This window comes from Aestuariivivens sediminis (assembly GCF_022662105.1).
Lineage (GTDB): Bacteria > Bacteroidota > Bacteroidia > Flavobacteriales > Flavobacteriaceae > Aestuariivivens > Aestuariivivens sediminis.
Map to the genome: position 1 here is coordinate 248,785 of NZ_JAKMCP010000004.1, position 25,049 is coordinate 273,833.

At 35.3% G+C, this 25,049-nt stretch carries 25 protein-coding genes and 1 tRNA gene; 20 read left to right on the forward strand and 6 right to left on the reverse strand.

Annotation, left to right across the window (positions count from 1 at the left end):
• Window positions 1-30 precede the first annotated feature (30 nt).
• From MR054_RS12675 to MR054_RS12690, 4 genes are all read right to left on the reverse strand, one after another.
• Window positions 31-165, reverse strand: coding sequence for a FeoB-associated Cys-rich membrane protein (locus MR054_RS12675; protein ID WP_242158191.1), 135 nt, complete (start codon window positions 163-165; stop codon window positions 31-33).
• A 29-nt stretch (window positions 166-194) separates the two neighbouring features.
• The gene (gene feoB / locus MR054_RS12680; protein WP_242158192.1) at window positions 195-2,294 is read right to left on the reverse strand and encodes a ferrous iron transport protein B; all 2,100 of its coding nucleotides are present in this window, start codon (window positions 2,292-2,294) and stop codon (window positions 195-197) included.
• Window positions 2,287-2,523 carry a FeoA family protein gene (locus tag MR054_RS12685; protein WP_242083849.1) on the reverse strand — a complete coding sequence of 79 codons (237 nt, stop codon included), beginning with the start codon at window positions 2,521-2,523 and terminating at the stop codon, window positions 2,287-2,289. Before MR054_RS12685 ends, feoB begins: the two co-directional genes overlap by 8 nt.
• A 170-nt stretch (window positions 2,524-2,693) precedes the next feature.
• Window positions 2,694-3,362 (reverse strand): SCO family protein, encoded by a 669-nt coding sequence (locus MR054_RS12690; protein WP_242158193.1) that lies wholly within the window; start codon window positions 3,360-3,362, stop codon window positions 2,694-2,696.
• Window positions 3,363-3,525: 163 nt separating this feature from the next.
• On the opposite strand from MR054_RS12690, the gene rseP reads away from it, so the two are divergent.
• Both rseP and MR054_RS12700 read left to right on the forward strand, forming a co-directional pair.
• The gene (rseP, locus tag MR054_RS12695) at window positions 3,526-4,857 is read left to right on the forward strand and encodes an RIP metalloprotease RseP (protein ID WP_242158194.1); all 1,332 of its coding nucleotides are present in this window, start codon (window positions 3,526-3,528) and stop codon (window positions 4,855-4,857) included.
• A gap of 70 nt (window positions 4,858-4,927) precedes the next feature.
• Window positions 4,928-5,004: transfer RNA gene (locus MR054_RS12700), tRNA-Asn, on the forward strand.
• On the opposite strand, the gene MR054_RS12705 is transcribed toward MR054_RS12700, so the two are convergent.
• Window positions 4,967-6,508, reverse strand: coding sequence for a recombinase family protein (locus MR054_RS12705; protein WP_242158195.1), 1,542 nt, complete (start codon window positions 6,506-6,508; stop codon window positions 4,967-4,969). The genes MR054_RS12700 and MR054_RS12705 overlap by 38 nt on opposite strands.
• A 635-nt stretch (window positions 6,509-7,143) precedes the next feature.
• Here MR054_RS12705 and MR054_RS12710 point away from each other — a divergent pair.
• The 18 genes from MR054_RS12710 (at window position 7,144) to MR054_RS12785 (ending at window position 24,263) form a co-directional block, all read left to right on the forward strand.
• Entirely contained in the window at window positions 7,144-8,598 is a 1,455-nt protein-coding gene (locus MR054_RS12710; RefSeq protein ID WP_242158197.1) for a class I SAM-dependent DNA methyltransferase, read from the forward strand.
• Between the two features lie 10 nt (window positions 8,599-8,608).
• Complete coding sequence (locus MR054_RS12715) at window positions 8,609-10,030, forward strand: ATP-dependent nuclease (protein WP_242158199.1); 1,422 nt, start codon at window positions 8,609-8,611, stop codon at window positions 10,028-10,030.
• On the forward strand, window positions 10,027-11,241 hold the full coding sequence (locus MR054_RS12720; RefSeq protein WP_242158201.1) for a restriction endonuclease subunit S: 1,215 nt from the start codon (window positions 10,027-10,029) through the stop codon (window positions 11,239-11,241). Before MR054_RS12715 ends, MR054_RS12720 begins: the two co-directional genes overlap by 4 nt.
• The gene (locus MR054_RS12725) at window positions 11,238-11,708 is read left to right on the forward strand and encodes a hypothetical protein (protein WP_242158203.1); all 471 of its coding nucleotides are present in this window, start codon (window positions 11,238-11,240) and stop codon (window positions 11,706-11,708) included. Before MR054_RS12720 ends, MR054_RS12725 begins: the two co-directional genes overlap by 4 nt.
• Window positions 11,709-11,717: 9 nt before the next feature.
• Window positions 11,718-14,105 (forward strand): EcoAI/FtnUII family type I restriction enzme subunit R, encoded by a 2,388-nt coding sequence (hsdR, locus tag MR054_RS12730; RefSeq protein WP_242158204.1) that lies wholly within the window; start codon window positions 11,718-11,720, stop codon window positions 14,103-14,105.
• Between the two features lie 21 nt (window positions 14,106-14,126).
• Window positions 14,127-14,408 (forward strand): hypothetical protein, encoded by a 282-nt coding sequence (locus MR054_RS12735; RefSeq protein WP_242158205.1) that lies wholly within the window; start codon window positions 14,127-14,129, stop codon window positions 14,406-14,408.
• 623 nt (window positions 14,409-15,031) lie between these two features.
• The gene (locus MR054_RS12740; protein WP_242158206.1) at window positions 15,032-15,613 is read left to right on the forward strand and encodes a hypothetical protein; all 582 of its coding nucleotides are present in this window, start codon (window positions 15,032-15,034) and stop codon (window positions 15,611-15,613) included.
• Window positions 15,568-15,918, forward strand: a complete 351-nt coding sequence (locus tag MR054_RS16820) for a 4-fold beta flower protein (RefSeq protein ID WP_420868344.1) — start codon at window positions 15,568-15,570, stop codon at window positions 15,916-15,918. The genes MR054_RS12740 and MR054_RS16820 overlap by 46 nt, the downstream gene beginning before the upstream one ends.
• Window positions 15,919-15,995: 77 nt before the next feature.
• On the forward strand, window positions 15,996-16,247 hold the full coding sequence (locus MR054_RS12745) for a hypothetical protein (RefSeq protein WP_242158207.1): 252 nt from the start codon (window positions 15,996-15,998) through the stop codon (window positions 16,245-16,247).
• A 180-nt stretch (window positions 16,248-16,427) separates the two neighbouring features.
• Window positions 16,428-17,057, forward strand: coding sequence for a recombinase family protein (locus MR054_RS12750; protein WP_242158208.1), 630 nt, complete (start codon window positions 16,428-16,430; stop codon window positions 17,055-17,057).
• 75 nt (window positions 17,058-17,132) lie between these two features.
• A complete protein-coding gene (locus tag MR054_RS16745; RefSeq protein ID WP_338081525.1) occupies window positions 17,133-17,450 on the forward strand; it encodes a DUF6660 family protein in 318 nt (105 codons plus the stop codon).
• A gap of 76 nt (window positions 17,451-17,526) precedes the next feature.
• Window positions 17,527-19,686 (forward strand): TonB-dependent receptor, encoded by a 2,160-nt coding sequence (locus MR054_RS12755; RefSeq protein WP_242158209.1) that lies wholly within the window; start codon window positions 17,527-17,529, stop codon window positions 19,684-19,686.
• 437 nt (window positions 19,687-20,123) lie between these two features.
• On the forward strand, window positions 20,124-20,873 hold the full coding sequence (locus tag MR054_RS12760) for a DUF6090 family protein (protein WP_242158210.1): 750 nt from the start codon (window positions 20,124-20,126) through the stop codon (window positions 20,871-20,873).
• Window positions 20,874-21,178: 305 nt separating this feature from the next.
• Window positions 21,179-21,973, forward strand: a complete 795-nt coding sequence (locus MR054_RS12765) for a cyclase family protein (protein ID WP_242158211.1) — start codon at window positions 21,179-21,181, stop codon at window positions 21,971-21,973.
• A 189-nt stretch (window positions 21,974-22,162) separates the two neighbouring features.
• The gene (locus tag MR054_RS12770) at window positions 22,163-22,591 is read left to right on the forward strand and encodes a hypothetical protein (RefSeq protein WP_242158213.1); all 429 of its coding nucleotides are present in this window, start codon (window positions 22,163-22,165) and stop codon (window positions 22,589-22,591) included.
• A 366-nt stretch (window positions 22,592-22,957) separates the two neighbouring features.
• Window positions 22,958-23,155, forward strand: a complete 198-nt coding sequence (locus tag MR054_RS12775) for a DUF6090 family protein (protein WP_338081526.1) — start codon at window positions 22,958-22,960, stop codon at window positions 23,153-23,155.
• Window positions 23,156-23,184: 29 nt separating this feature from the next.
• Complete coding sequence (locus MR054_RS12780) at window positions 23,185-23,406, forward strand: hypothetical protein (RefSeq protein ID WP_242158217.1); 222 nt, start codon at window positions 23,185-23,187, stop codon at window positions 23,404-23,406.
• A 131-nt stretch (window positions 23,407-23,537) separates the two neighbouring features.
• Window positions 23,538-24,263, forward strand: coding sequence for a FadR/GntR family transcriptional regulator (locus MR054_RS12785; protein ID WP_242158218.1), 726 nt, complete (start codon window positions 23,538-23,540; stop codon window positions 24,261-24,263).
• Window positions 24,264-24,310: 47 nt separating this feature from the next.
• On the opposite strand, the gene MR054_RS12790 is transcribed toward MR054_RS12785, so the two are convergent.
• The gene (locus MR054_RS12790) at window positions 24,311-25,021 is read right to left on the reverse strand and encodes a ribonuclease activity regulator RraA (RefSeq protein ID WP_242158219.1); all 711 of its coding nucleotides are present in this window, start codon (window positions 25,019-25,021) and stop codon (window positions 24,311-24,313) included.
• Window positions 25,022-25,049: the final 28 nt, after the last annotated feature.

The window sequence follows — 25,049 nt, forward strand, 5'->3', positions numbered from 1 at the left end:
TAAATGGTGCTTTAAAATGTTTAGAAAGGGTTAATGACAGCCACAATCATCATTACCATGACATGATTTTTTGGACTTGGTTTTCCAGAAGAATTTTTTTACCAAAAACAAAAGGGCTAATACGATACAAATAGCGACTAATATGTTTTGTATAATGTGGGTCATATACTAGTTATGTCGTAAATTAATTATTATCATTTCAATATTTGGAAGGCCATTAATGCCACAATATAAGCAAAGCTACTCATAATTACCAATTGTAATATGGGCCATTTCCAGCTATTGGTTTCACGTTTTACGATGGCCAGGGTACTCATGCATTGCATGGCAAAGGCATAAAAAAGCAGCAGGGAAATCCCGGAAGCAAAATTAAACAGGGGGCCGCCCAAAATGGGATTGACCTCGCCTGCCATTCTGTTTTTTATGGTTTCTTCTTCGTCACTCCCCACACTATAAATGGTCGCTAAGGTACCAACAAATACTTCGCGTGCGGCAAAGGAACTTACGATGGCGATGCCAATTTTCCAGTCGTAGCCTAAGGGTCTTATGGCGGGTTCTATAGTACGACCGATAATACCGATAAAGGAATGTTCCAATTTATGGGAAGCAATTTTTTGCTGTATGTCGTCTTGGGGTAAATTTTGGTCAACAAACTCGGTTTTAATGATACGTTCTGCATTATTAAAGTTTTCACCCGGACCAAAGGACGCCAGAAACCAAAGAATGATGGAAATGGCTAGAATAATTTTACCGGCACCAAATACAAAAGATTTGGTTTTTTCAACTACTGTTAAGGCCACATTTTTAAAAAGGGGAAGTTTATAATTGGGCATTTCTACGACAAAAAAGGTGCGGCTTTTAATTTTAAGAATCTTATTTAGGAGATACGCAGAAAATACAGCAATGCCAAAACCAATTAGGTACAAGAGCATGAGAGTTAAGGCCTGGTAACCCAATCCAAAAATACGTCCTTCAGGGATCACCAGGGCAATAATGATGAGATAGACGGGAAGTCTTGCCGAACAGGTCGTGAAAGGCGTTACCAAAATGGTGATGAGACGTTCTTTCCAGCTTTCAATATTTCGCGTTGCCATAATGGCGGGAATGGCACAGGCGGTACCGGAAATTAAGGGGACAACACTTTTTCCGCTTAACCCAAACCGGCGCATGATACGATCCATTAAAAACACCACACGACTCATATAACCACTTTCTTCCAACACCGAAATGAACAAAAAAAGAAAGGCTATTTGAGGAATAAAAATTACGATACCACCAAGCCCCGGGATAATACCTTCCGCGAGCAAATTGGTAAACGAACCAACGGGGAGTTGCCTTTTGGTCCATTCGCTCAATGAGGCAAAGGCACTGTCAATGAAATCCATAGGAACACTGGACCAATCATAAATGGCCTGGAATATGGTAAGTAGAATAATACCGAAAATAAGATAGCCCCAAATTTTGTGAGTCACGATTCTATCGAGTTTAATGCGTAAGTCCTTGGCGTTGTTGAGATCAATGGTTTGACCAACTTTAAGAACATTGTTGATAAACTGATACCGTTTAATCGTTTCCTTTTGTTGCAGGCGTTTTAAATCGGCTTTACTTTTTGTTTTAAAATTGGAGACATCTTCGATTTCCTTTCTGGAGGTTTTCCCAAAATTAACATCCTGAGTAATAACGAGCCAAAGCTTGTAGAGTAATTGATTCGGGAAGGCCTGACGCAAATTATCAAAATACGCCTTGTCAATTTCAGAAGCATTTAAACAGGGTTTGACGGAAATGTCCTTGTAAGCGCCAATTAACTCTTTTAGTTTTTCTATACCTTCCTTTTTTCTGGTACTAACCAAGGCGATTTTGGTGTTAAGACGTTCTTCTAAATAGTCAATATCCAGTGAAATGCCCTTATAGTCCATACGGTCTGCCATATTTATGACTAATATGGTCGGGATTTCCAAATCCTTAATTTGCGTAAACAACAACAGATTGCGTTTTAAATTTTCCACATCACTCACAACAACAGCTATATCGGGAAAATCTTTATCATTTTTATTTAGCAGTAACTCTATAACAACATTTTCATCGAGAGAGGAAGCATTCAAACTATAAGTTCCGGGTAAATCAAGAATATGGGCTTTAACACCACGGGGTAATTTACAGATCCCCTCCTTTTTTTCTACGGTTATACCGGGGTAATTCCCCACCTTTTGGTTTAAACCGGTAAGGGCATTAAAGACGGATGTTTTTCCAGTATTGGGATTACCAATTAAAGCAACGTTAATTTGTTTACCCATGGGTTACTTTTTCAATTAAAATATGCATAGCCGTTTCTTTACGAATGGCAAGGTGCGATCCATTAATATTGAGATACATGGGGTCTTGAAACGGAGCGACTTGAACGAGTTCAACCATATTCCCCGGTAAGCAGCCCATTTCCAGGAGTTTTAATGGGATCAACTTGGAAGAAACATCCGTAATGATTCCGCGTTCACCACGTTTAAGATGTGCTATAGAATATTTCAAGCTTATTTAGATTGATTTTAAAGAAGCAAAAGTAAGCTAAAAAAATTTCTCGTTCAAAGTTTAGTCCCGGAAGTTTCGAAAAAGCATGTGACCGCCTCGAAGAAGTGGCACATTTAGTGCCATCAAAGTACCCTTGGAGCAGTCTGCTAACGGACAATCCTAAGGACCATTTAGGGTTCTTTTTTTAAGTGTTTAATATCCTCAAGGAGTTGGTGTATGTCTTCTGGATTGGTACCGTCATAAAATCCTCTAATCTGCCCTTTTTTATCAATAAGCATGAAGTTTTCGGTATGGATCATATCAAACGGCCCGCCATTCCCGTGGTCCTTGACTGCTAAATAGCTTTTTCTGGCCAGGTCATAAATCTGTTTTTTATCGCCAGTAACCAGGTTCCATTTTTTATCCACAACGCCTTTCCCTATGGCGTAGCGTTTTAATTGTGCCACGGTATCAATTTCAGGAGTTACCGTATGGGATAAGAGCATGACCTCGTCGTCATTTAAAATTTCTTTTTGAATGGCAACCATATGGTCTGTCATAATGGGACAGATCGTTTGGCAGGTGGTAAAAAAGAAATCCGCTACATATATTTTATCGCTATAATGGGCTTCAGTAATGGTTTGACCGTTTTGGTTTATTAGTGAGAAATGGCCTATTTTATGATACTTTTTTTTGTATTGAATGGTACTGTCCACTAATTCTGAACTCACATGGGCAGGTTGATAGATGGGCAGTGGCTGATAGACATTTAGGGTGTTATAAATAACTGAAATTATAATAATCGATAGGATTGCAAAAACAATGGCAAACTTTTTGTACACCTTGAAAAACGACAGCATTATAGTGATTTAAGACATTAAATTTCCTGCAAAAATACAAGGAAAGTTAAGGCTCTGAAAATTTATATAAACTTAAATTCATGTTAAATCGGTGAGCACGCCATAAATATCTTTTTAAACTTGGTTTAAAACCTTACTTTTGTGCGATTATAAAAAAAGTTAGATGTCTGTATTTTTAGTAAAAGCGGCTCAATTATTATTGAGTCTTTCGATATTGGTTGTTTTACACGAACTGGGACATTTTATTCCAGCAAAGGCTTTTAAGACGCGAGTTGAGAAATTTTATTTGTTTTTCGATGTAAAGTTTTCACTGTTTAAAAAGAAAATTGGTGAAACGGTATATGGTATAGGTTGGTTGCCTTTAGGGGGCTATGTTAAAATAGCAGGGATGATTGACGAAAGTATGGATACCGAACAAATGGCCCAACCACCCCAACCATGGGAATTTCGATCCAAGCCCACCTGGCAGCGTTTAATCATCATGTTGGGCGGGGTTATCATGAATTTTATTTTAGCCTTCTTTTTATTTATCATGTTGCTTTTTACCTGGGGAACGAATTATTCAAATACAGATGATATAAAGTACGGATATGGCGTTTCCAAAACATTAGAGAACTATGGTTTTCAACAAGGGGATAAGATTGTTTCGGTAAATGGAGAGCCCTTTGAGGAGCTTACGGTGGATATCAATAAAATTTTAATGTTCAGGACGGTCGAAAATGTCAGGGTTGAGCATGATAACGGAGTGGTTGAAGACATAGCATTACCGGAAGACATTGGCACTCAGCTGTTTGAAGCAGGTGATATCCCGGGGTTATCACCGCGATATCCGTTTAAATTGGATTCTGTGGTAGACACTGCACCGGCGGGGAAAGCAGGGCTTAGGGCAGGAGACAAAATCGTGGCTGTAAACGATAAACCGATTGCGTTTTATTCGGATTTGACCTATGAAATTAAAAATCTGGAAGCGAACAGTTTTGATGTTGCTTATGAAAGGGATAACGAATTAAAGCATACTACAATTACCTTAGGTGAAGATAGGGTGATGGGTATCGTTACCTCACCTTCAGACCTGGATTATATTACGTTTAATCAAAGGGATTATAATTTTTCTGAAAGTATTACCGGGGGTTTGAGTCATGGCTATTGGGAAGTAAAGGATTATCTGGGCCAGTTTCAATACATTTTCACGAAAAAAGGAGCAACTCAAATTGGAGGGTTTGCTGCCATTGGGAATATGTTTCCTGCCCAGTGGAATTGGGAGGCCTTTTGGTATTTAACGGCATTTTTATCCATCATGTTAGGCGTCCTCAATTTATTGCCCATTCCGGCTTTAGATGGCGGACATGTCATGTTTTTACTTTATGAGATGGTATCGGGTAGAAAGCCGGGGGATAAGTTTATGGAATATGCCCAAATGATAGGCTTCTTTATTTTAATTGCTTTGGTTTTATTTGCCAATGGCAATGATATATTTAAAGCTATTTTTAATTAATATTTTTAATTATTAAATTTGTAGTAAATAAAAATTAACATATATTTGCGCTCGCAAAACGCGAAAACATTCCTCCTTAGCTCAGTTGGTTAGAGCATTTGACTGTTAATCAAAGGGTCCTTGGTTCGAGCCCAAGAGGGGGAGCCAGATTAGACAAGCCATCAGAAGTGATGGCTTTTTTTGTGCCTAATTCTTGCGAAGCCTTGTTAACTCTAGTCAAAAGCTCAATGACTATATTTCTCTTTTTGGTTCGACATCCGTTTTTTGAAAATATCATTTTTTCTGGAAATAATAAACCAATCAAACCAGTCTTTTGTTCATAATCTCCATCCATATAAAGTTGGGGGATGTTTCTTAGTGCATTTACTGCCTTTTCAATCATTTTTACTGGTAATTCTATAGCTTCTTTTAAATCTTGCAGTTCCAATTTCCATGTTCTCAAATTTTCCTCATACCTATTTGACATGCGATGAAAATCTTCAGGATTTATTAAATCTCTATTGAACTTATCCTCGGCACTTTCCCATAAATGGCGTGTCCCATCAATATTAGATTGAATTTCTTTAATTTTTACTGCTTTGTTAGAACGTTTGCCTTTTTGTATATCGATGATAATATCCCTATATAGCTTTAGAACATTTTCATTGAAATTTATATCAGCTAAAATCTCACCAATCATTTTGTCAGCTTTAATTGATGAGACTCTATTTTTACAGTTGCCACGGCAATGGTAGTAACCATATTGGCCACCATTCCCTTTAGATACACTTCCAGTTAAATTGCCTCCGCAATATTCACATTCAAGGAAGCCTCTAAGAGGCAATGATTCTTTTTTTTTTGATGGTGGTTTTGCGTTCCTATTTCTTCCTTCTAAAACATTTTGGACCTTATTAAAAATAGAAATTTCAATTATACTATTATGCAAACCATTTGCCCAATAGGATTCTTGATTGTTGTGCTTAGGTACTTTTACTTTACCTATATAAGCCTGATTCCTTAGCATGTTGTAAAAGCTCTGTTTACACCTTGTATATCCTTTTTTAATAAACTCTTTTCGGATTCCTTCAACTGATTCTGCGCCTTGGGAAACTTTATAGAAAATATCTTTTACTAGCTGAACATTTTCATCAGGTTCCATTGTCGCATGTTTATCAATTCGCATCCTTTTAAAACCAAAAGGTGGTGTGCCAAGAAACGCACCTTCCTTTGAAGCACTATACATCCCAGCTTTTGTTCTGATAGAGATATAATCATTTTCTACTTCAGGGAGAACCAAATACATTGCAAGTAGAATTTTACTATTAGGGTCTGATAAATCTAGTGGCTGCTCAATCGCATTAAGTTCTATGCCCCAAGAGTTAAACTTTTCAATTACTTTCAAAGCTTCGGGCTGGTTTCTTGAAAACCTATCCCATTTAGTAAATATTACTCTTTTTATTGTTTTACGATTTGCTTTTATATATTCTTCAAGCTTTTTCCATTCTGGTCGATTAAAATCTTTGGCAGAGTGGTCTTCTAAAAACTCTTTGGCAATGTCATACTTTTTTGCTTCACAGGTCATTTGAAGTTTTTCTAATTGATAATTCCTTCCGTAACCATTGTCAGCTTGGTCGTCTGTACTAACTCTACAGTATATTATTGTGTCTTTCATATTTGTCTTTTTTAATTATTAATTGATTGTTGTATTTCAGCGATGTTATAAAGGAAGAGACGTATTTTCTCTATCTCTGCATCAGTGTATTTTATTCCATTTTTATTTAATGTCTTCTTGCATTTTGTTAAACTTAACATGTTAATCTACCGCTCTATTCCTCTCTTTTTTTGATGGAGCGGGAGGTGTGTTATTTTTTATAGTCTATCAACTTGCATCAGCAATTGATACTTCCGTTTACGCCCAGGTCGGAATCCTAATAACTAAAAGCCAAAAATTGACTGCACCTGTCACCAGGTTAAAAAAATTTTGATAATATCAAACAGAAAAGTGACATTTAGCTATTGCGCTAGTTTGTCATCGTGTTAAAACCCCAGTCTTCGTCTTGGTTTATGGGGAGAAGTAAGTTATTGGTGTTGGTACTAAATCGTACCGTTACGGTCAAACATACTAAGAAATCGAGCAGATTAGAAGTGTTTTTGCGATTTTTTTCAAAAAAATTTATTTCTGCACCAAAATTTTCGGAAATAACTTACTTTATTTTACCTTTAACCTTCTATATTCCCCTTAAGTTTAACCAATTAATGGCCTTCAATTTGCCAGGGGCAAATTTGAACCGAGATAATATTAAATAAATGTTCGAAAACACTTTTAAAAACATAGATGACCTTTTATATAAAGATGCTGGTGCGGACAGCGAATTAGATTATATCGGTCAGACATCTTGGGTCATGTTCCTGAAGTATCTGGATGACCTTGAACAGGATAAGAACGATGAAGCGGAACTCAAAGGTCAGGAATACCAATACATTTTATTGCCTGAGTACCGATGGCCCCAGTGGGCGATGCCAAAGGGTCCAGATGGTAAATTGGACCATCACAAAGCCATGACAGGTCCAGACCTTATCCAATTTGTAGACCAGAAACTATTTCCGTATCTAGCGGGATTTAAAATAACAGCTGAAAGCCCTCAAACCATTGAATACAAAATAGGCGAAATCTTCTCGGAGCTTAAAAACAAGATTCAAAGCGGGTATATACTACGTGATATTCTAGAGTATGCCGATGAGCTTCCATTCAGGTCCTCAACCGATAAACATGAGTTGAGTGAGCTTTACGAAACCAAGATAAAAAACATGGGTAATGCGGGTCGTAACGGGGGCCAGTATTACACCCCTAGACCGCTTATTAGGACCATGATAAACGTAGTGGACCCAAAGATTGGTGAAACCGTTTATGATGGCGCAGCGGGGTCCTGTGGCTTCTTGTGCGAGGCTTATGAGTACATGTATGAACGCATGGATAAAACCACGGACAATCTTTCAACTTTAGAAGAAAAAACCTTTTACGGCAAGGAGAAAAAGAATTTGGCCTATGTGATTGGAATCATGAACATGATTCTACATGGTATTGAGGCTCCAAATATTATCCACACCAATACCTTGGCCGAAAGCATACGAGATATCCAAGAGAAAAATCGTTACCATGTAATTCTTGCCAATCCACCATTTGGAGGAAAGGAACGTAAAGAAGTACAGCAGAACTTCGGTATAAAAACTGGGGAAACCGCCTTTTTGTTTTTACAGCATTTTATAAAAAGTTTAAAAACGGGAGGCCGTGCCGCTATAGTAATAAAAAATACATTTTTAAGTAATACGGATAATGCCTCGGTGGCCTTGCGACAGTATTTATTAGAGAGCTGTAACCTCCACACCGTACTCGATATGCCAAGTGGCACCTTTTTGGGTGCTGGGGTTAAAACCGTGGTGTTGTTCTTTCAAAAAGGAACGCCAACTGGGTCCATTTGGTTTTACCAAATGGATCCAGGGCGAAATATGGGGAAGACCAACCCGCTAAATGATTCCGATTTAGAAGAATTTGTTAAACTACAGGACACCAAACCTGAAACCGAGAAATCTTGGAGTATTAAGATAGTAGATGTAAACAAAGACACTTACGACCTTAGCGTTAAAAATCCCAATACACCAGAAGAAGAACCCCTGCGGAGTCCAGAAGAAATTTTAACTGAAATGGAAGCCTTGGATAACGAAACTGTAACAATTATCAAACAAATAAAAAAAATGCTGTAAAATTTGCTTTATGAATTTAACAACCGTTAATATTAAAAACTTTAGAAGTATAAATGATTTAACAATAGAAGTAAAATCTTTAGAGGATAATTCATTTACCTATGGATTAATAGGAATAAATGAGGCGGGTAAATCTTCAATCTTAAGGGCATTATCATTTAAGGATAATTTTGATTCCTTCACCCCTACACTTAAAGATTTTAATGATAGGAATAAACCTATCGAAGTAAATTACAAATTCCTTTGGTCCTCAAAAGATGTTAAATCTGCAAAAGAATTACTAAAAACAAAAATGCCCAGTACTGATTTTGCAAAATTAGATTTGTCTGAAGTAATGCTAAATATAACAATTCAAGTAGCAAATCTAAATGCTTTTACAAGGACAGTAACATGTTTGAATATTGAAGCTGAAGATTCCGAAAAAGAACAGATTAATAAGCATTTAGTATCTTTTTTTAGTGTGGATGTCTTTCGCACAATTTTTTGGAAGGCAGATGACAAATTTTTAATTTCAAAGCCTATCGCATTGGCGGCTTTTTCACAAAATCCCAATTCTTCAATTCCTTTAAAAAATTGTTTTTATTTAGCGGGTGTTGAAGATATTAAAGGGCAAATAGCACTTTTGACGGAATCGACAGAAAGGGAATATTTGGCTGAAGAACTAGGTAAAAAAGTTACTGAGCATATAAAAAATGTTTGGAAAGAACACCCTGTAAAAATTACGTTTAACATTTCAGATGGAAACGTAAATTTTCATGTAAAAGATGAAAATGCATCAGGAAGAGCTAAAACTGCGGACCAAAGGAGTGATGGATTTAAACAGTTTATCTCTTTTTTATTAACGGTTTCAGCAGAAAACAGGAATAATGAACTAGAGAATACTTTATTGTTATTGGATGAACCTGAAACACACTTACACCCTACTGCTCAAGAGAACCTTTTGGATGAATTAATAAAGATTACTAAATCAAAGAATAATAATACCGTGTTTTTTGCTACTCATTCAAATTATATGATTGATAAAAATTATTTAAATAGAAATATTAAGGTAACAAAGCCTGAAGAAAACACAACAGTATCGTTTTATGATAAAAAGTCATCAAGCTACGCAAGTGTTAATTATGATGTGTTCAACATTATAAGTGCAGACTATCACAATGAGTTGTATGGAAGAGCTTTTGTTTTAAGCGGAATAGATAATGGCACTGACTTTGATAAAAAAATTTCAGAATTACATCCTACTGTAACCATTAAAAAGGATTATGTTTCCTTAAAGGGCAAAAAATTTGATTGTACTTTACCTACATATGTTAGGCATTTAATCCATCATCCAGAGAATAACAAAAATGAAAAGTATACACAAACGGAATTAAAAAGGTCAATAAAAAATTTATTGCTTGTCATTAGAAAATTGGAAAACAAAAATCCATGATTAAAAAAGGATGGAGCAAATTTAGAATAGCTGAAGTTGCTGATATTATCAGTGGTGGGACACCAAAGACGAATGTTATGGAGTTCTGGGATGGTGATATTAATTGGATTACACCAAAAGATTTAGGTCAACTAGAAGGAATTTATGCATATGTTACACCAAGGAAAATAACTGAAGCAGGTTTGCAAAAATCTTCTGCTAAGCTATTCCCAGAAAACTCAATTATTTTATCCACTAGGGCGCCAATAGGTCATCTGGCTATCAATAAGGAACCAATGTCTACCAACCAAGGTTGCCGTGGGATAGTTCCAAGTGAAATGGTGAAGGTTAAGTACTTGTTTTACTTTTTAAAATCGAACGTAGATTTACTAAACGATTTGGGTACGGGTACTACATTTAGAGAATTATCAACTAGGGCTTTAAGTTCAGTCGAAATCCCAATCCCACCACTGCAAGAACAACAACAAATCGTTGCTATTTTAGATGAAGCCTTTGAAGCCATAGACCAAGCCAAAGCCAATATTGAGAAAAATATCGAGAATGCTAAAGAGCTGTTTCAATCTAAGCTTAACCAAATTTTTAGCCAAAAGGGTGAGGGTTGGGAAGAGAAGAAATTAAATCAAATATGTGAGGTTAAAGATGGCACTCACGATTCACCAAAATATGTTAATGCTGAAAATGGAATACCTTTCGTTACACAGAAGAACATTCTTGATGAAGGTCTTTCATTTGAAAACACAAAATTTATTAGAAAAGAGGACCATGATGATTTTTATAGAAGGTCAAATGTTGCCTTTAATGATATTCTTTTTGCGATGATTGGAGCTAACAGGGGTATGGCTTGTATAGTTGATGATGAAAGGGTTTTTAGCATTAAGAACGTAGGCTTAATCAAGACCAATGAAAATTATAGGTCAAAGTTTCTCTTGTATTATTTGAAAAGCCCACAGGCAAAAGATTATGTTTCTAATAATTCAAGCGGAAGTGCCCAAGGGTTTATTGGTTTAGGAAAATTAAGAGCTTTTCCAGTTCCTTTTACCAGCATTGAAAATCAAAATAGAATAGAAATTCAGTTAGATACGCTATTGCAAAAGCTAAATAATGTAGAATCAAATTATATTGAAGAATTGAATTGCTTAGAAGAACTCAAAAAAGCAATTCTACAAAAAGCCTTTGCTGGGGAGTTAACTAATAAAGCGGTTGCTGTATGAGTACATCATTTAGACATACAGCGGCTTTTGGTAAAAGAATCGAATTTTATATAGTAGGTTTGATGCTAAAGGAAGGTTTGGATGTTTATTTGCCTTTGGTTGACGATGATGCTATTGATGCTGTAGTAAAACGACCAGATGGTAGTTATGTAGAGGTTCAGATAAAAGCAAGGTCGAATGACGTTAAATTTGGTTCTGCTGGTTTGTTTGCAGCATTAAAACATGAGTATAGGCCCAATTATTGGTTTGTATTTTACTCACAGCGTATGGACACCATTTGGATAATGTCTTCTAAAGAATTCATCACTGAATCAAGACAAAATCAATCTGGTAAAAACAAAGGAAAAAGAACGGTTTGGTTTAGTGGCAAAAACACTAAATTAAACTTAGAACATGTTAAACCACAATATGAAAAATATGTGGCGGCAGATTTCAATAGAATATTAGAAGAAAACCCAGATGCTTAATTTTTTATAATGAACGAAGCACAAACCGAATTTCAATATATAGACCCAGCATTGCGTGAAGCTGGATGGGGCGTTGTGGAAGGGTCTCGTGTATTCAAGCAATTCCCAATAACTAATAAAGAAAAACCTGGTGTGCGTAATTATTCCCAGCTACGTGCAGATTATGTGCTTATCTATAAAAATAGAAATCTTGCGGTAATTGAGGCTAAGAAGCGAGATGCCTACTACACTGCTGGTTTAGGACAAGCTAAAGATTATGCAGACCGTTTAAATATACGTTATACCTATGCCACCAACGGGCTTCAAATTTACGGAGTGGATATGGATTATGCGGTTGAAGGTGATGTAAGCAAATATCCTTCACCAGACGAGCTTTGGGAAATGACCTATCCAGCACCAAAAGAAGATTATAAGGTAGAAATAGCCAACTGGAAGGAGCGTTTATTTGAAGTGCCGTTTGAGGACCGAGGAGGTACTTGGCAACCTCGGTATTACCAGAATAATGCCATTACGAAGGTGTTAGAAGCTATAGCAGATAAAAAGGATAGAATCTTATTAACTCTGGCCACGGGCACGGGAAAAACAGCGATATCTTTCCAAATTGCTTGGAAGTTGTTTCATGCCAAATGGAATATCAGGCGTGATGGCCAACGAAGTCCTAGAATCTTATTCTTAGCTGATAGAAACATATTAGCAGACCAGGCTTTTAATGCTTTCAATGCCTTCGAGGAAAATGCTTTGGTGCGCATTGCTCCAGATGAGATTAGAAAACGTGGAAAGGTTCCAAAAAATGGCAATATTTTCTTTACCATTTTCCAGACCTTTATGTCTGGTCCAAATGATTCCCCAAACTTCGGTGAGTATCCAAAAGACTTTTTCGACTTCATTATAATTGATGAGTGCCATCGTGGTGGAGCTAATGATGAAAGTTCTTGGAGGGCTATAATGGAATATTTTAAACCAGCGGTTCAATTAGGCCTTACAGCGACTCCAAAACGAGATGTTAATGGCGATACTTATAAATACTTTGGAGACCCAGTGTATATCTATTCCCTTAAAGAAGGTATTAACGATGGATTCTTAACACCATTCAAGGTAAAAGAAATATCAACTACTATTGACGAATATGAGTATACCGAGGATGATGATGTGGAAACTGGAGAGGTTGAGGTTGGGCGTACATATAAGGAGGAAGATTTCAATCGCATCATTGAAATTAAGGCTCGTGAAGAGTATAGGGTAAAGACCTTTATGAATATCATTAATCAGAGTCAAAAATCATTGGTGTTCTGTGCTACCCAAGTTCATGCGGCAGCCATTAGGGATTTAATCAATCAATATGCAGATAGTAAAAATCCAAACTATTGCCATCGTGTCACCGCTGATGATAGCAAAATAGGAGAAAAACACCTACGTGATTTTCAGGATAACGAAAAGAGCATTCCAACCATATTAACTACTTCTAGGAAGTTAAGTACGGGAGTGGATGCACCTGAGATAAGAAACATTGTATTATTAAGACCAGTAAAATCGATGGTGGAGTTCAAACAAATAGTAGGTCGAGGCACTCGCTTGTTTGATGGTAAGGAGTATTTTACGGTTTATGATTTTGTTAATGCCCATGACCATTTTAAAGACCCCGAATGGGATGGAGAGCCATTGGAACCAGAACCATACGGCAATGGTGAAAGGAAAAAAAGAAATTGCAAAAAATGCGGTCAGCCAAAACCATGTCAATGTATAGAAGAACCAGAACCAACATGTGAAGTTTGCAACAACGACCCATGTGTTTGTGATGAGCCTCCAAAGAAGATGATAAAGGTTAAGCTGGCGGATAACAAGGTCAGAGAAATTGACAGCATGATTAAGACTTCCTTTTATAATCCAGTAACTGGTGCTCCAATGTCTGCTCAAGAATTCCTAGACCAGTTGTTTGGAGATTTACCAGCTCTCTTTCAAAGTGAAGACGAACTCCGAAAGCTCTGGAGCTTACCGTCAACCAGAAAAAAGCTATTGGAAGAGCTAAACGAAAAAGGTTATACGCATGCGCAGCTTGAAGATTTACGTAAACTGGTTCATGGAGAAGATAGTGACCTGTATGATGTACTAAATTATGTGGCGTATCATAAAGATTTGGTGCCAAGATTGGACCGAGCAGACAAAGCAAAGATTAAGCTCGGAGATTACAACCAGAAGCAGCAAGAGTTTCTCAACTTCGTACTTGAACAATACGTAAAGGAAGGGGTGGATGAATTAGATGATGCGAAGCTTCCCGACCTTTTAGAACTTAAATATAAAGCCATCACCGATGCTAAGCGTGAGCTTGGTGATATCAAATCTATAAGGGATACCTTTATTGGGTTCCAAGGACACCTGTATGGTGGAGAGGCGAGTTAATAATAATTAAAAACTTAGAATATGAGATTCGGAAATTGGGAAGTAACGGAACGTGGAGTAATTGGTCATAACGAGATGAGGCGTTATGAAATTATTAAAGAAGACTTTGCTCTATTAATCGGTAATGAATATATTGATAAATTAGTTCTTATTGCTGAAAAGGATAATGCTACACAAGAAGAAATTTTTAATTTAAACATGGCATATATCTACGCTTTGGGCAAGTTTGGAGTAGAAAAAATAACCGAAACGCACATGTTAAATACGACTCAAAAACAGCTTGAATTGCTTGCTGACAGGTAGAATATTAATCTTAAACGACAAGCATTAGCTATTAGACTTTCAACCGACAGAAAACGCCACCAGGATCCTGGTGGCGTTTTTATTTATTTATATTTTGATATTAAAATGAAGTGTTGAGAGATTTACACCGTAACGACAACCAAAGTTCATGGTTAGCCATTGGGTCCGACCCGTCCGTCAACTTTTTTATAATTTTTTTCTCATTCTCATTTCCTCCCTTTTGCACTATCCATCAGTGATTTGATGATGTTATTGGACGTTGCTAACGTATTCTCCGTCCTCTATGAGTAACATTTGTCAACTTTTTGCCTATCGGAGTGATATTTATTTAGAAAGGAGATTTTCACTTCCAAAATTATTACGACAAATGTCGCCATAAAATAATCTTGAAAATATCTCTAAAAGACTTGATTTTATTGACTTATGTCGTATGGTTAAGATGATAACTACAAGAATTCTTGTATTGGGTCATTGCGCCCTAAAGTAAAATTAGAATTGATATGAAATTAAAGAACTGGTATACTGCCAAAGAATTTAGCGATATCTGCAAGATATCAACACGAACCTTAGAGAGAAGACGTGATAAGCTATTAAATGAATACCCCTACCTTGATTGGTTTAAGATGAAGAGCAAACCGTATAAGTACAGTTTTAAGATGATGTCTGAGTTTACGTCACCACAACTATTTGAACTGATTCAGCGTAATAGAAGCTTGTCCAATACTATTGAATGTATGCAACGCTACGATACATTAGAACATCATCTATCTTTTCTGAGCTGGGAATTTTTCAGCACAATTACCTATAAAAATCCCAAAGACAAAGAAGAGTGCCGTATTCTAATGAATGAACTTTATGAAGAAATAGAATCCAGAAGTTCTGGTGATACTAGAATGTTCTACACAACCGAGAATTTTTCCGTTAGCAATGGGAACCATAATCACTTCGTCCTCAAGTCTGATATGAAACTCTATCAAATTAGAGATTTGATGAAAGAACTGGAGTCAGTCGGCATCATTGATATTCAACGATATGATATGGAATTGGCGGCCATATTCTACATATGCAAAGAAGTAAAAAATAATCAGAATGGATTGTATTGGGACCTACTAGGCAATAACTTAGAGGAAGATGGTGAACTAATTAAAAAATATAAAAAATGCAATCAATTTATAACAACCAAGGCAAAACAGTTGGTTGGTTAAGCTTCCGAGACCTATATGACCTTTCTGGGACCTATATCGGTTTCATCAAAGGTCATGGGGTCTATAATATGAAATCTAAGTACTGCGGCACTCTTAGACAGAGTGCGTTTAGGGATAGGGAAGGTCTGGTCGTGGCGTTTATGAAAGGGGCCAAGAACACTCCAGTTCTGCCATCTCTCAAACCTTCACCATCTGAGCCACCAAAGAAATCAAAACCGAGCCTGAAACCAACTGTAACACCACCGCCACGAAAGTCAGATAGGCTTCAATGGTCTAAGATTGATTGGGATAGATTTATCTCCTAACACCTGGAAAACCAGGAATTTATGAGGTTGTGGCATGTAATTATCGTATCTTGTTGTAAACAATAAATCTAATAATTATGCCAACGCAAGCAGAAAGAGAAGCCCAATTTATCTGGCGACCAAATGATAACAGTTCCACGACCCTTACCAGGTATTCACAAGAAGCACGTCACTGGGTCAAAGCAGTAAATGAAGCGCAGCGTGAATCTAATAGACCATCATTTCAAGATACCATAGGAGTAATTGGTTTGTTGTTATCACTGGGATTCAATCTTATTTGGTTGCTAGGATATCTTCTTGTGAAGTTCTTCAAGTGGGTCAGTAAATAATATTGAGCTAATAAATTTTCTAATTAGACCGTTACCGTTGTTGTTTGTGTTAAAATTAGACTATACTCAAAAAATGTCACATTAATCTTCATTATAACGCAATAAAATACCAGGTAATGTATTAAAATAATTGTGAGTCTAAAAATAATACATTATCTTTGATGATATAAGTTTAAGACCATGTATTATTTTTATTCAAGAGTTTCAACGGTATCGCAGAACACCAGCAGACAGGTTTCAAATTTCAAACAGCATACAGGATTCAATCCTGAAAATTTATATGTAGATAAGATTCAAGGTAACGTTCCGTTTCTTGAGCGTCCTGAAGCGTCTAAGCTTTTTGATAGTGTTACCGAGAACCGTGACGGAAGACCAACAATAGTTGTTGATAGTATTGATAGATTGGGACGGAATCTCATTGATATTTTGAGGACTATTGAGCGATTTACAGCTAATGGCGTTAACCTGAAGTCTATTAAGGAAGGATTTGAGACCTTGACCAAGGATGGTAAAGAAAATCCAACTGCCAAGATTGTGGTATCATTAATGGGGTCCATTGCAGAGATGCAACGTAACATAATTAAAGAGCGCACCGCTGAAGGAATTCAAATTGCCCGTGCCTCTGGAAAATTTAGAGGACGTAAGCTTGGCTCTGTTCAATCAACTTCAAGGCTCTTAGAACGTCACCCCGTTATCGTTAAAAAGCTAAATAAAGGGCTTACAGTTAGAGAAGTGGCTGAAATCACTGGTAAGTCCACAACAACCGTGTTGAAGGTCAGAAAAGTGCTAAAAAGAAATACTGAAATATAAATGGCCATGCTTTTACAAGTACAATAATAATTATAATTGTAGATAAATTGCATTTTAGTAACTTTGAAATAACTTATGAAAGGAATAGCAATAATATTATCGCTGATAGTTCTTGTTTTAACAATAATACCTTGTTCTGACGGAAATAATACCGAAGACCAATACCGAGACGAAATAAGCACTAATCACAATCACCAAAATGATAGTGATGATACTTGTGCTTTAACTTGCATTTGTAATTGTTGTGGTACAGTTATTACATACCAACCTCTTGCAACTTTCAATTTAGGTTTAAAAAACCAAATTTTAAGAGAAATGGTATCTGTTCATATATCAATCTATAGATTTAATTTTCAATACAATATCTGGCAACCGCCACAATTGATTAGCTAATAAAAGAAGAAAATTTCAAAGAATTATTTAGTTAATCAATTATATATTTTCAATGAATAAATACATTTTGAGCGTAATGCTCACAATTACAATGTGCTTTTATGCAAAAGCACAAATATCTGATATACAAATACAAGTGGTTTCAGCATCTGAAAGTGAACCTTTAATAGGAGCGACAGTCTATTTTGAAGCATTAGGAAGAGGAGCAGTAACCGATTTTGATGGAACTGTGACCTTTACCGAAATTCCAGATGGACGACATTATGTCGTCATTTCATATTTGGGTTTTGAAACCTTAAAAACATTTATTCAAATTCCAAGTAGTTCGGCCATGATTATCAAATTACAAAGTGTAGAAAACGAATTGGATGAAGTTGTAATACAATCATCAAGAAGCACTCGAACCGTTAAGAAAATCCCAACAAGAATAGAATTTATTGGAGTAGAGGAATTGAGCGAAAAAGCAATGATGAACCCAACCAATATTTCTATGGTACTTCGTGAAAGTACTGGAATACAAATGCAACAAACTTCATTGAGTAGTGGTAATACAAACATTAGAATACAAGGTCTTGATGGGCGTTATACGCAACTTTTAAGAGACGGATTCCCGCTTTATGGAGGTTTTTCGAGTGGTTTAAGTATTCTGCAAATTCCTCCTTTGGATTTGAAACAATTTGAAATTATCAAAGGAAGTGCCTCAACATTGTATGGTGGTGGAGCGATTGCAGGACTAGTAAATATGGTATCAAAAACACCAAATGAAGAACCAGCTTTGGATATCATGTTAACCCAAACACATGCATTGGGAAGTACAGCAAATGTATTCTACAGTGAAAGAAAAGAAAAATTTGGTGTTTCTCTTTATGGTTCTGGCCACTATCAAAAAGCTTATGACCCAGAAGATGATGGATTTAGCAATCTGCCTAAAACTAAATCCATTTCTATTAACCCAAAACTATTTTATTATCCATCTGAAAAAACCACGATTTGGATTGGTTTAAACGGAACCTATGACGACAGAATTGGTGGAGATATTACAAAAATTGAAAATGGTGAAAATGGAATGCACCAATATACAGAAGAGAATATATCAAAAAGAATCAGTAGTCAAGCCTTTTATAAAACGGAAATAAATTCCATAAGCTCTTTGAACATTAAGAATAGCATTTCTTTTTTCGATAGAAATCTAACGATTTCAGATTTCCTTTTTGATGGTACACAAACAAATACATTTACAGAAGTTACTTATCAAAAAGAATCTTCAAAAGCAGATTGGCTTTTTGGGGCCAACCTATATACGTCAAAATTTGATGAAAGTGATAATGCCATTCTCCAACGTGACCAAAAAGATGTAACCTTTGGTGCATTTATTAATAATATTTATGACATTTCAGATAAATGGATTTTAGAAACAGGATTAAGAGTTGATTATAATAATGACTTTGGCTTTTTTCCACTTCCAAGAATTTCACTACTTTATAAAAACGATAAAGGGTTTTCCAGTAGAATAGGTGGTGGTTGGGGATATAAAATCCCTGATATTTTTACAGAAGAAGCAGAATACATAAACTTTGAAAATGTGCTTCCAATAGATAAGGAAACCACAAACGCTGAACGCTCTTTTGGAGTTAATTTTGACATAAATTATCAAACACGATTATTTGAGAATATTGGATTTACAATCAATCAATTGTTCTATGTCACAGCTATTGACAATGCACTTTTGTTAAACTCCACGAATAATGGGCTATATAAATTTGAAAACGCCACAGACAAAATTTTAAGCAAGGGAGCGGAAACCAATATTAAGTTTACATACAAAGATTTCAGGTGGTTCTTAAATTACGCCTTCATCGACACACGATTGAACTATTTAGTAGGTAACCCCCAAAAGCCTCTGACTGCAAAACACAATGCTGGAAGTGTGCTGATGTACGAATCTGAAAAATGGCGAATAGGATATGAAACATTTTATACAGGAACACAATTTTTATCGAACGGTACCGAAACCACCGACTTCGTAACAATGGGATTGCTTTTACTAAGAAACTTTAAATTTGGGAGTGCTTTCGTTAATTTTGAAAATTTTACGGACAGAAGACAAAGTAGGTTTTCTCCATTGGTTTTACCGCCTCACGAAAATCCTGAATTTCCAGAGATATATGCTCCAACGGATGGTTTTATTTTTAGCCTAGGTGTTATTATAAGACCTTTTGGGAACGAACAGCAATAGAAGAATATAATGCCAACACCAAAAACCTAATGACAAAAGCACTTAGTATGATAATAGCTATAATCCATTACTAATTAAATAATTCTATATATGCGGTATATTATATTAATAGTATTTATTACCCCTACATTGTTTACTTTCACAGAAAACGGTTTAATTGCTCATTGATTTTTCAAAATCAATAATTTTTAAGAAGTCACTGATAATAGCTTTTTGGTTCGATAATTCAAGTTTTCCCGCTAGGGAAAGATACTATTATTTTTATATTTGCCTTCATAAAGTAAGGCAAAACGCTTCAGTTCCTCATTAAAATGGTTCGACAAAACAATATTAGGGGGAGCAACTCACTGAAGACTTACATGAAAATGTAGGTCTTTTTTTGTATCCAAAAGTTTCCTTCAGATTTTCAGTATCTTTAGAAGATTAACCAACAATCAATGATTAAATTCTTTCGCAACATACGTCAACAACTAATCTCACAGAATAGGTTTAGTAAGTATTTACTTTATGCTATTGGTGAGATTGTACTGGTGGTTGTTGGTATTTTAATTGCTTTGAGTATTAATAATTGGAATGAGCAAAGAAAATTCCTCGTTAACGAGCACGAATTCTACAAAAAGTTGGTTACTGATTTTACTAAAGAATCGGAATTTTTAAAATTCTGGACTGACTTCACTAAGGAGAATCATGATATAAATTATGCAATCTCTAAGAAAATAAAAGGAAAATTCAATAATGATTCTCTCATATCTTATAATTATCTGCAATTTACAATTGGTTATCGTCCTAAAATAAATGATATTTATCAAGAATCATTTAATCATATATCCAATAAAAATATCCGAGACTTGATGACGAGATATCGTTTAAGGGGAGGCTTTATAATTTCTGCTATTGAAGAATATAATGATTATAAAACAGGGTTTACACGTCCATTTTTAGAAAGAAACGGTCTTTATAATTTTGAGAATGTATTTGATGATGAGCAAAATATTCATAATCAATTGCATTCGTTTGAAATCATAAATAGTCACAAACTCGAAGAACATTATATCTCTGACGAATTTAAATCAATACTTGTTGCATTAAAATTGCATCTGTCCTATTTAATTAATAATTTTCAACAGATGGATGAATTAAACAATGAAATTATAATGGCCTTAGAACATGAAATAAGGAAAGAATAGCAAATTTAAATATTGACAGAACGCAAGCACGTACAATAAATCTATCTTAAACTCAATTAAAATTTGGTTCGAGAATTGATGTCTTCCCTATGGAGAAAATGACTTGTCACCTTGCCTCCATAAAATAAGGCAAATCTCATTAGTTCCTCACTAAATTGGTTCGACAAAATAATATTAGGGGGAGCAATCCATCAAAATCCTTACTAGAAATAGTAAGGATTTTTAGTTTATAAATTCTTAATTTTATTGATATTATTCCCCATCATCACCGTACTTATTGTATCTACTTCTTAAAAAATTAAGTCATGAAATACATTTTAATTTTTTTAGGTTTATTACTCATTGCATGCTCAAAAAAAGAAAAAAAGGAATTTAACCCAGATAATGTTTTACCAAAAGAAATAATTGATTTAAGTTCAGTTATATCGAGTGATTTACCTACTAAGTTATGGGGGAAGGCTGCTATAGAGTTAATGGGATTTAAGGGAGAAACAGAATTTAGAGATGTTGGTATGGATAGTCCAGCATTTATAAGAAACTCATATATAGAAGTATTCAATCATGGTGGAGCTCATTTAGATGCCCCCAATCATACTGATTCATTAGGGAAGTCAATAGAAGATTATGAATTATCAAAATTATTAGGACCTGTTAAAATTTTTGATGCTTCAAAGTATGAAAATAATGTCCCCATTCCATTAGATTCTCTAAAAGATTTTGAATTGACCAAAGAGGATATTTTTATTCTGTATACGAATTATAAACCTCCTCAAAATGATATTGACTTGCCTTCCTATCCCTATCTATCGGTAGAAGCTTGCAATTATTTGACATCGATACCTGTTAAAGCAATTGCAACGGATGCATGGTCCATAGAGAGTTTGAGCCAATTTGATAAAGGTATAAATGCAGGTTTGACGGGCAATGAAAATTTAATACCCAATCATTATAACATTTTTAAGAACGAAATACCTCTTTATGAAGCTTTAGAAAATGTTGGTGCTTTACTAGATAAAGAGAACATTATTTTTATAGGTTTTCCTCTAAAATTTAAAAATGGCAATGGTTCCCCTGTAAGGGCAGTCGCATTTGTTTACTAACCAGTTTCTTATGATTAAGTTCTTCAGAAAATAAAGCAAACTTCAATAGTTCTTCATTAAATTGGTTCGACAAAACAATATTAGGGGGAGCAACTCACTGAAGACTTACATGAAAATGTAGGTCTTTTTTTGTATTCGGGCTGCATTTAATTTTCTTATCTTTAGAAGGCCAACTAAATGTCAAATCAAATGAGAAAACAACATTTTAAAATTTCACTGCAAATTAATTTGCTGATAATAGTCTTTGCAATTCCATCTTTGATTAATTCTCAAAACGACACAAACACAAATGCCAAGGAGACTTTAAATATTGGTTTCGTACTGTATACAAAGGGAAATACACCAGGTACATTGTTTGCAAGATGGAACTATGCTAATAAATATAGTGGACCAGGACTAGCCACTGGTGGGCCACGAACAACAGGTTATGCTGGCAAATACCACGTACGATACTTTTATGAAAATGGTAAGTTTTCAGATGAGTATGACCTTGTAATAGAAAAAGCTGGGGACTTTTATGATGTATCTTGGATAATCAATGAGAAAGTTGAAGCTAAAGGTGTAGGAATGGAAGTTAAGGATGGTTTAGCTGTGGGTTGGCGCAGAATTTCCGATTAGGTATGTATCTGTTGAATTATAAGAAACTTAAATTAAAGCATACAATCTACCTTTCTAAATGGAGGGTGGTATGTTTTTCTATAAAGGACAGGTAGATTATGTCTACAAATGATTACCTTATAATGAAGCAAACCTCATTAGTTCCTCATTAAAATGGTTCGATAAAACAATATTAGGGGGAGCAAAATAGAAAACCACTCAAGAAATTGGGTGGTTTTTTTCTTCAATAATCTGGACTGTTTTTTTATAATCTTTAGTGATATTCGCTATACAGCCAACCCTTGATTACATTCTTTCGTAAAATACGCCAACCACTATTATCAAAATTTAAGTTTGGCAAGTAATATATTATATGCCACTTGAGAGATTGTATTAGTCATGGTCGTGATATTACTGGCATTTCAAGTTAATAATTGGATTGAAGAGTGGAAGACCTCAAATGTAGAATTGGTAGTATTGCAAGGAAATCAGAATGATCTGATGATCAATTCTACTACTGTTGACAGAGTATTAATGGCGGGTAAAAGGAAATTAACCAATTTTCAAATGGCGGATTTGAAATAGTTCAAAATTGTTTAACTGTAAACTAGTTAATGTATACATCAATTACAGTTCCTGATTCAAATTTCAAAATTGTTATAGACGATGGAATTTTTTTAGAGGGTAAACAATCGCTTAATTTTGATGTAAAAGATTGTCAGGATATTGGTGGATGGGCTTCCCCTGGTTTTACCAATCAGTTTCATGAAATAGGAAGTTTTAAAGAAGAATCAGCAAGGACACTTTCAATTATCCAAAAATCACTCAATTGCTAAAAAATAACCTAGCTAGTACGTATTAAAAGGTTTATATTTCGAATGAATTAATAATTACATGTTCAAGGTTAGCTTTACTTTTCATTCTTTTAGTATATTGCAGACACTAGATTAATAATGTTATATAAGAAATGGATTTAAAGCTAAATCCAAAAAATAATGTTAAACTTGCGGATCAACTCCATGATCAACTTATAGATTGGATTATTTCTGGAATCTTAAAAGAAGGTGATAAAATTCCTTCAGAAAATGAACTATGTCAATCCTTTCAGGTGTCCAGACCTGTTGTTAGAGAGGCAGTTTTAAAACTGCAAAAAGAAGATTTAGTAATTACAAAAAAAGGTATAGGAACCTTTGTTTTAGACAGCCATTTAAAGGATCTTAGTAAGTTTGTGTCTTATCAAGATGTTTCAAATATATTAGAAAGCCATGAAGTTAGGATTGCCCTAGAGGCAGAGTCAGCTGCTCTTGCAGCGTTACGAAGAACTCAGGAGCAGTTATTGGTAATTAAAAAAGCGCAGTTAGCTATGCAGAAAGATTTTGAAGAGTCAAATCTATCGATTCAAGCTGATTATGAGTTTCATATTGGAATAGCCCAATCAACAAATAATGAATTATTTGTGCAATTATTAAAGAACCTTCATATAGGATTACGTAAAACTATGGCTATTGGTCAAGAATTATCCAGAAAAAGTGTTTTAAGTAAAATCTCTCCAAATAGAAATAAGCAAGTATTAGAAGAGCACCAAAGGATAATAGATGCTATTGAAATTCAAGACCAAGAGGCAGCTCGATTTGCTATGCGATATCACATGTTAAAAATAAAGCAACGAATCATGAGTGTTAAAACAGAGTAAAATATAATATTTAAAGATGGACATTGATCGTGAATTTAAGCAGGAATTTATTTCTCTTTCAATGCTTTCCAACTTTCAAAATCTTTAATATTGTCTTCCGAAGTTAAAGGATATAAACCAATAACTGGTCGACCTTCCATTACCTTTTCGGTTACAAAAGCCTCATATAATTCCATTTTACTTGCTTCTTCAGCCACTTGGTCAGCAACGTTTGCTGGTATTACCATAACTCCGTCATCATCACCAACAATTATATCTCCTGGAAAAACAGCAACATCACCACATCCTATAGGGACATTAATGTCTAAGGCTTGATTCAGTGTTAAGTTTGTTGGAGCCGAAGGAGTTTTGTGAAAAGAAGGAAACGGTAAGTTAGCAATTATACCAGAATCTCTGAACCCGCCATCTGTAACGATTCCAGCAGCACCGCGAACCATTAGTCTAGTAACTAAGATAGATCCAGCAGAAGCTGCTCTGGCGGATTTTCTGCTATCCATTATTAAAACAGAGCCTTCTGGACATTCTTCTACAGCTATTCGTTGAGGATGTTTTGGATCTCTAAATATGTTGATTGGGTTTAAATCTTCCCTTGCAGGTATATAGCGCAAAGTGTAAGCTTCTCCCACCATATTTGGTTTTCCTGTGCGTAAAGGTTTTACACCCTGTATGAATTGATTTTTTAACCCCATTTTATAAAGTAAGGTTGCAATAGTAGGAGTACTTGTCCTTTTTAATCTTTCTCTTGTTGATTCCAGCATTATATATTATTAGTTTGAAATTCAATTT